5 protein-coding genes and 1 pseudogene are annotated in these 7,263 nt (G+C 46.1%); 3 read left to right on the top strand and 3 right to left on the bottom strand.

All coding sequences use genetic code 11. The features are described 5' to 3' along the window. Positions 1-108 precede the first annotated feature (108 nt). Together ACSX1A_RS20750 and ACSX1A_RS20745 are read right to left on the bottom strand one after the other, a co-directional pair. Positions 109-1,044, bottom strand: a pseudogene (locus ACSX1A_RS20750) (metallophosphoesterase); the annotation flags it as partial. Between the two features lie 10 nt (positions 1,045-1,054). Further along, entirely contained in the window at positions 1,055-1,810 is a 756-nt protein-coding gene (locus tag ACSX1A_RS20745; RefSeq protein WP_439881546.1) for a 5'-nucleotidase C-terminal domain-containing protein, read from the bottom strand. Between the two features lie 176 nt (positions 1,811-1,986). Between ACSX1A_RS20745 and ACSX1A_RS20740 the strand changes: the two genes are divergently transcribed. Further along, a complete protein-coding gene (locus tag ACSX1A_RS20740) occupies positions 1,987-3,378 on the top strand; it encodes a T9SS type A sorting domain-containing protein (protein ID WP_439881545.1) in 1,392 nt (463 codons plus the stop codon). Between the two features lie 69 nt (positions 3,379-3,447). On the opposite strand, the gene ACSX1A_RS20735 is transcribed toward ACSX1A_RS20740, so the two are convergent. Continuing rightward, positions 3,448-4,770, bottom strand: coding sequence for an amidohydrolase (locus ACSX1A_RS20735; protein ID WP_439881544.1), 1,323 nt, complete (start codon positions 4,768-4,770; stop codon positions 3,448-3,450). A gap of 95 nt (positions 4,771-4,865) precedes the next feature. Between ACSX1A_RS20735 and ACSX1A_RS20730 the strand changes: the two genes are divergently transcribed. After that, on the top strand, positions 4,866-5,285 hold the full coding sequence (locus ACSX1A_RS20730) for a YkvA family protein (protein WP_439881543.1): 420 nt from the start codon (positions 4,866-4,868) through the stop codon (positions 5,283-5,285). A 90-nt stretch (positions 5,286-5,375) separates the two neighbouring features. After that, entirely contained in the window at positions 5,376-7,244 is a 1,869-nt protein-coding gene (locus ACSX1A_RS20725) for a methylmalonyl-CoA mutase family protein (protein WP_439881542.1), read from the top strand. The last annotated feature ends 19 nt before the right edge of the window (positions 7,245-7,263 follow it).

The raw sequence follows: 7,263 nt of genomic DNA, 5'->3' as shown, positions 1-7,263 counted from the left end.
CCAATTTTCCAAAACACACTAAGATCCGTTTGGTTAAACAAACCTCTCCTTTTATCGGCAGGGGGGTTACAAATTTGCTCAAATTAATGTAAACAAAAAATTATTTTTTCACGAAGTTGTTACAGGTGTGTTTACCGGAAGCAGTGCAGTTCTCACATCTGTCCGTTTCTTGGATCTGCGGTTAAAACTGAAGTCTATCCGGCCCAGGAAAATACCCGACCAGCCAACCTGGTTAACCAACGTCTCGTGGCCGCTTTCGTGCTTTATAACAGTTGGTTCATCCAGGAAAGTGTGCGTGTGTCCGCCTATTATCAGGTCAATGCCTTCTACCTGCCCGGCCAGCTTCAAGTCATCTATTTTATCGTCCTCATATTTGTAACCTAAATGAGAAAGGCAAATTACCAGGTTACACTTCTGATTTTCGCGTAATTCCTGTACCATTTCGCGTGCCGTTGTTACCGGATCCAAGTACAAGGTATCACGGTAATTATTTTTGCTGACCAGGCCTTCCAGTTCAATTCCTAGTCCAAAAACGCCAACACGCACCCCCTGTTTTTCAAAAATGCGGTAGGGTTCAAACTGATTCTTCAGGATGGTTTTGCTGAAATCATAATTAGCAGACACAAACGGGAAGCTTGCCTTTGGCAGTTGCTGCTGCAAACCCTCTAACCCATTGTCAAAATCATGATTACCAAGCGTGGCGGCATCATACTTCATCTGGCTCATCAGCTTATACTCTACTTCACCTTTAAAAAAGTTGAAGTATGGTGTGCCCTGCCAAATATCACCGGCATCAAGCAACAGCACGTTTGGCTCCTGCTTCCGTATCTGCTCTACCAGGGTAGCCCGGCGTGCCATGCCGCCCATTCCGCCGTACTGGCGGCCGTCATCCGGAAACGGATCAATGCGGGAGTGCTGATCGTTGGTATGCAGGATGGTAAGGGTAATGTTTTGTGCTGCTTCTGCAGAGAAAGGCATACCCAGTAAACTAATACCAGCCGCCCCTACTGCTGATGTCTTTAAAAAGTCTCTTCTTTTCATTTTTCAAATATGCTTAAGGGAGGATGGTTACACGGTTTTTGATCTCGGCTGTAATGGGTTTTCCGGCTGCAGTACGTTGCCTGATCTCCTGTAAGATAGCGTCGCGTAGCAGCAAGCCAACATTTTCATACTTTACAGCATCTTTCAGCATCTTTAAGTCATCGCCTCCCCCGGCCAGGTAATTAGATGTAACCAGAGTATAAGTTTTCCTGGGATCAAAAGGCACTCCGGCTATTTTAATGTCTTTCGCTTTATCCGTCTGAACTGTGTAAGTGGCGTTACCGATAGAAGCTACTTTCTTCTCAGCAGCATAATCGAATAACTGCTGTACCGTCTCCCCTTTCAGCGTCAGTACAACCAGTTCGTTTTCGAAAGGCATCAGTTCAAATACATTACCTGTTGTAATGTTGCCTGCCGGCAGTGGTACCCGCAAACCTCCGTTAGTGGTTAACGACAGATCGATGGGTTTTCCGTAGAGTGGCTCGCTCTGCGATTTTTGGAGGTCCACCACAAAATTCCCCAGCGGCGACTCATAATCGCCTTTCACAAGGGCAACAGGCGCAGTACCTACCACCTCCGACATTTTATCGGTCACCTCCTGCCTGTACGGCTGGATCTTCGCCTCTACCTGCGGGTCGGCTGGGATGGTTTTATCAACAGGAACATCAGTAGTTTCGAGACTTGGAGAAGCTACCCAAGTGCGCTGGCAGGATACAAAGCTGAGTAAGAGAAGCAGGCCTGCTACACTCTTTGCTAGTTGTCTTTTCATGAATGTGCGTAAAGTCCGGGTATAAAGTTACCAGCCTCTTCAACAGTTACCAAATCTGCTAAGTTCTAAGACAGATAATCCACTGTAAATTAATTGTATAAACTTTTCCAAAAATGCTAGCTATAATTAGCTTTTTGCAAGTTAATACAGTATATTATCCAGATAATTATAAAACAATGAAAACAAAACTGTTATTGATTTTCCTGCCTTTCCTGTTGCTCCCGCTGTTTTGCAATGCTACGCATATTTTAGGGGGCTACATAAGTTACACAGTTGATCCACAATATTCCTTTAAGTATAACTTCAGACTTACCGTAGCTTCTGATGATGTTTCGCAGGCAGATGACCCTATTGTTGAAATAAACATGGGGGATGGTAACGTTGTAAGGGTACCAAAGAAGGCTAGTATTCCATATGGTGACCAAAGTAGTTTAGAAATTTTTGAGTGGAGCCACATATACCTGCAGTATGGCAGTTATATTGTTGCCTGGACTGGCATTAACAGAAACCCGAATATCCTCAACATAGCCGGCCCCTCGGACCTGTTGACACAGTATATTTATACCAGCGTTAATATAAGCGCTTTTAAACTGAACCGGAACAGTGTTAGAACCGCATTACCACCAAAAGCAGTAGCTTTTACCGGCGAACCTTTTAAGATGAATTTAATTGCTTACGATGCCGATGGAGACAACCTTACCTACGAATTTGTACCAAGCTTCAACAAAGATTATGGAAGTGGCACAGTAGGCCCCATACAAGGCTATCAGATTCCTGCAGGTTTAACGATTGATAAATTCGGGGAGATGCACTGGCAAAGTCCTACTGCTAAAGGTGAATATGCCCTGTCAGTTAAGATCACTGAATACAGGGAGGGGCAAGTAATGGGATATACTGTTGTCGATTTTCAAATAATAGTGGCAGATAGAACCCAGGAACCAAAAGTTACTCTACTAAATAAAGAGCGCTTAAGGATTACTCCTGACGGCGCTATACTTGCCAGAGCAAATGACAAGCTAAAACTGGAGTTTTATGTTGAAAACGCTTCGGCCACTGTCGACCAATTATCTGCCCGGCAACTAAGTGACCTGGATACTTTAGACCTTGCAACCCCGGTTGTAACTGCCAGAGATTCGGCTAATGGGAAAGCAATAACCCTAGAACTGACTGCGGAAAGTTTCCTCATCAGGGATAATGTATATACCATTGGCTTACAGGGAAGAACAGTTACCAGACCAGCAGCCCCTTTTATTGTAAAACTTGGATGGGAATTTGTTTACATTATAGTAGAAGCACAACAAACCACAGCATCACCAGGATCAGAAGAACTTAATGCAACCTTGGTTTATCCGAACCCTGTGCAAGACAGTTTTATAATAGACGCACCTGCAGCGCATGATCTGAGCTGGCAACTGTATGATGCCACAGGTAAGATCGTTACGCAATCTGTATTAAAGCCCGGGAAAAATGCAGTTAAAAGATCTCCGGGGTTGTCTGCCGGCTTATATACTTATCGCATCAGCAGCAGCAACAAGCTCATTAAAAGCGGAAAATTAATGTTAGAATAAGCCCTCCCGTAAAGAGATAAAAAAGCGGAACCTGACTGGCTCCGCTTTTTTAAGCTTTTTATATTTTAACTATTTCTTGCCTTTACTTTCCATATAATTCAACGTCAGGTTGGTAAGGGCTTTAACCCCAAGTTTCATCCCGCTTTCGTCAATATAAAAATCAGGGGTATGGTGAGCCGGTGCGGTGGCTGGGTCCTGCCCTTTTGCCATACCTCCTACAAATAAGTATAAGCCCGGTATCTTCTGCTGGTAATAGGCAAAGTCCTCGGCGCCGGTCATCGCATTCATCAGCACGACATTATCTTTACCTGCCACACTTTGCAGCGTAGGCAGCATTTTGTTGGTTAACGCAGGGTCGTTGTAAGTAACAGGTGCCATTTCTATGATCTCTACTTCTGCAGTTGCCCCTGCACTTTCAGCGATCTTGGTAGCTGTTAATCTAATCTTGTCGTGTATCTTCTTTTGCATGTCTGTATCCAGGGTGCGAATAGTACCTTCCATCTTCACTTCTTCAGGGATAATGTTGTTACGCACTCCACCGTGGATCATACCTACAGTAATCACAGCAGCATCTGCTGTTAACTCTGTCTGCCTGCTGATAATGGTTTGCAGGCCGTAAATGATCTGCGACGATACCACAATCGGGTCTATTCCTGCCCACGGAGATGCGCCATGCACCTGCTTGCCTTTTACCTTGATCCGGAACACATCCGCAGCAGCCATAATGCCGCCGGGCCGATACTTAAGCGTTCCTACTTCAGTCTGGGAGTTGATGTGTAAGCCGAAGATAACATCCGGCTTGGGGCCCTTTTCCAACACACCTTCTTTCACCATCAGCGAAGCTCCTCCTTCTTCCCCTGCCGGAGCACCTTCCTCGGCTGGCTGAAAAATAAACTTCACAGTACCATGCAGATCCTTCTTCATACTTGCCAGCACCTCTGCAGCCCCAAGCAGCATGGCGATATGCGTATCGTGGCCACAGGCATGCATCACCCCCACTTCCTGATTATTATATTCGCCTTTCGCTTTAGAGGCAAACGGAATATCTGCACGCTCTGTCACTGGCAAAGCATCTATGTCCGCGCGTAGAGCCACCACAGGCCCTGGTTTCCCTCCTTTCAGGATACCAACCACACCAGTTTTGGCCACACCTGTTTCAACTTCAATCCCCAGCTTTTTCAAGTCGTCTGCAATGCGCTTTGCTGTTTCTACCTCACGGTTGCTCAACTCCGGGTTCTCATGAAAGTAACGGCGGCATTCTATTACCTTAGGTTCTATTTTGTCTGCCATGGCATTCGCTCTGGCTATCAGTTTACTGTCTTGTGCCAGGGCGGGCACCGCAAGCAAGCCTAGCCCGAATGCAGCAAGTATAAATTGTTGCGTCTTATACATGAATTTTGTGCTTAAGTGAAGTATCAAGTTAATCATTTTTTCAAAGATAATTCAGGCCTGTTCCAATTAGCAGCGCTCTTTAGCTGCCGCTTGCCATGCAAGACCTAATAAAGGCCTTTCCCGTACAAGTTAGCATGCTTCGAAAATGGAAAGAAACCGTTCGTAAACTGAAAGAGGACGTCTATACCTTATACCTTGCTTCCAGGGATCCCCGCATCCCGTTTATTGCCAAGGTGGTGCTGGTAATTACCGTGGCCTATGCTTTCAGCCCGATTGACCTGATCCCGGACTTCATACCTGTTATTGGTTATTTAGACGATCTGCTGCTGTTACCTTTGGGTATCTGGCTGTCTATCAGGTTAATTCCGGAACCCGTATTACACCACTACCGCCAGAAGGCAAAAGAACAGATGATGCAACGCAAGCCTAATTACATTATGGCAGCTGTGATCGTGATTATCTGGCTGCTGGTAGGCTATTGGGCTTACCAGGCATACATGGACCAAATAGACTAAAGTATAGCCATAGCTGTATATACCCTATTCCCGTATGAACATAATAAGGTTAAAAATTCTATCTTTACAAGAAATTAGAACACAAGTATAATGACGGAAGAGCAGCAAAATCCGCATCCTCTTTTTGCGGAGTTCAATACTGCCGGGGGGAAAGACCCTCTTTTTACAGCGGTTACCTGGGAGCAGAAGGCACGCAAAGATTTGCGTGACACACCCCTGGAAAGCCTGACCTGGCATACCTACGAAAATATTGACGTTAAGCCCTACTACACCCGCGAAGATATAGCCAACCTGCCTTTCGTGCAGCAGAAGCCCGGCGACTTTCCTTTTTTACGCGGCAAAAAGACCGGCAGTAACAGTTGGCTCAATATTCAGCAAATAGAAGCAAAAGGTGGTAACAGCAGGCACGCCATCGATAAGGCTGCGGATGCTTTGCAAAGAGGGGCAGATGGGATTCACTTTGTCATTCATAACCCCGAGTTGTTTGATATACCTTATTTGGTTAGCAGGATAGATCTGAGCCACCACACTGTAAACTATACCCTACAGGAGCAGCCCGATGTATTTATCCAGCATCTTTACGCAGAGCTGGAAGCCTGCCAGGTGTCTCACCGCAACCTGAAGGGTTCTGTAAACTTCGATCCTATAACTATTAAATGCGAGATAGGCCATGAAGAGAGCAGAGCAATTATACGAGTGCTGGAACTTACCAAAGACAGCCCTGACTTTTATGGCATAACGGTGAACGGCACCAGCTTTAGCAGCATAGGCGCCTCTATAACGCAGGAGATTGCCTATACTTTAAGTGCTGCCGTAGCTTATACCGACAGGCTTACTGATGCTGGCGAAGCACTGGAGTCGGTGTTGCGAAACATGCAGTTCCAAATGGCCTCCGGAACAAATTACTTTTTCGAGATTGTCAAGCTGCGGGTGCTGCGCCTGCTGTGGGCTTCTGTTACGGAGGCTTACATGGCAGAACCGGCAATGGCGGCTAAACTGCGCATCCATAGCGTAACCTCAAGCTGGTACCAAACAACCCTGGACCCGTACGTGAACATGCTTCGCACTACAACCGAGGCCATGGCTGCGGTGTTATCCGGCTGCGATTCACTTACTGTTCTTCCTTTCGATAACACCTTCAGACCTTCAGAGGAGTTTTCTGAACGCATCGCCCGCAATGTGTCTATTATCCTGAAAGAAGAAGCTTACTTAGACAAAGCAATTGACCCTGCAGCAGGTTCTTATTACCTGGAATCGCTCACGAACGAGCTGGCCCAGAAAGCCTGGGATCTGTTTAAGGAGCTGGAAAACTCCGGCGGATTTGAAGCTGCTTATAAAAGCGGCTATATACTGGGCAGCATTACAGAGGTAAGCCGCAAAAAATTCAGAAACATAGCCACTGGCCGGGACGTGCTGGTAGGTACCAATAAATACCCTAACCCCAAGGAGCAAATAGACTTTAACCCGGAAGAGTTAATCCAGAGTCCCGATTTTGACACTACACGCGCTGCATACCCAACGGAAGTGATGCGTATGGCTACCGAGCTGCACCAGCGTAAGCTGAAACGGCGCCCTAAAGCCATTATAGCTGTAGTTGGTGAAGCTGTGCAACGGCATGTGAATGCCACTTTTGCCCAGGAGTTTTTCTCTTGTGCAGGTTTTGATACAGAGGTGCTGCAGTTCAAGTCCGTAGAGGAAGCGTCTGACAATATCTCCAACACATCTGCAGAGGTAGTAGTGGTTTCTTCGTCTGAAAATGCATTTGTGCAGGAGTTTGGTCCGAGGCTGCGTAACCACCATGCCCAACCAACTATTATCCTCGCAAACAACCCTGAGCACATGAAGGAAGAGATGATGGCCAATGGATACGATGAGTTTATTTTCGAGGACTGCGACATGTCCTCTATCATGAACGTGATCCACAAAAAACTTCATGGGGAAGGTGACGGCGAGAAATGAAGTTTATACTAATTAGCAT

The sequence above is a fragment of the Pontibacter sp. MBLB2868 genome (assembly GCF_051904785.1).
Classification (GTDB): domain Bacteria; phylum Bacteroidota; class Bacteroidia; order Cytophagales; family Hymenobacteraceae; genus Pontibacter.
This window is presented reverse-complemented; position numbering and strand designations above follow the sequence as displayed.

Coding starts and splice junctions, on each gene's coding strand:
- ACSX1A_RS20745 (WP_439881546.1), bottom strand. CDS start 1,810: ATGAAAAGACAACTAGCAAAGAGTGTAGCAGGCCTGCTTCTCTTACTC.
- ACSX1A_RS20740 (WP_439881545.1), top strand. CDS start 1,987: ATGAAAACAAAACTGTTATTGATTTTCCTGCCTTTCCTGTTGCTCCCG.
- ACSX1A_RS20735 (WP_439881544.1), bottom strand. CDS start 4,770: ATGTATAAGACGCAACAATTTATACTTGCTGCATTCGGGCTAGGCTTG.
- ACSX1A_RS20730 (WP_439881543.1), top strand. CDS start 4,866: ATGCAAGACCTAATAAAGGCCTTTCCCGTACAAGTTAGCATGCTTCGA.
- ACSX1A_RS20725 (WP_439881542.1), top strand. CDS start 5,376: ATGACGGAAGAGCAGCAAAATCCGCATCCTCTTTTTGCGGAGTTCAAT.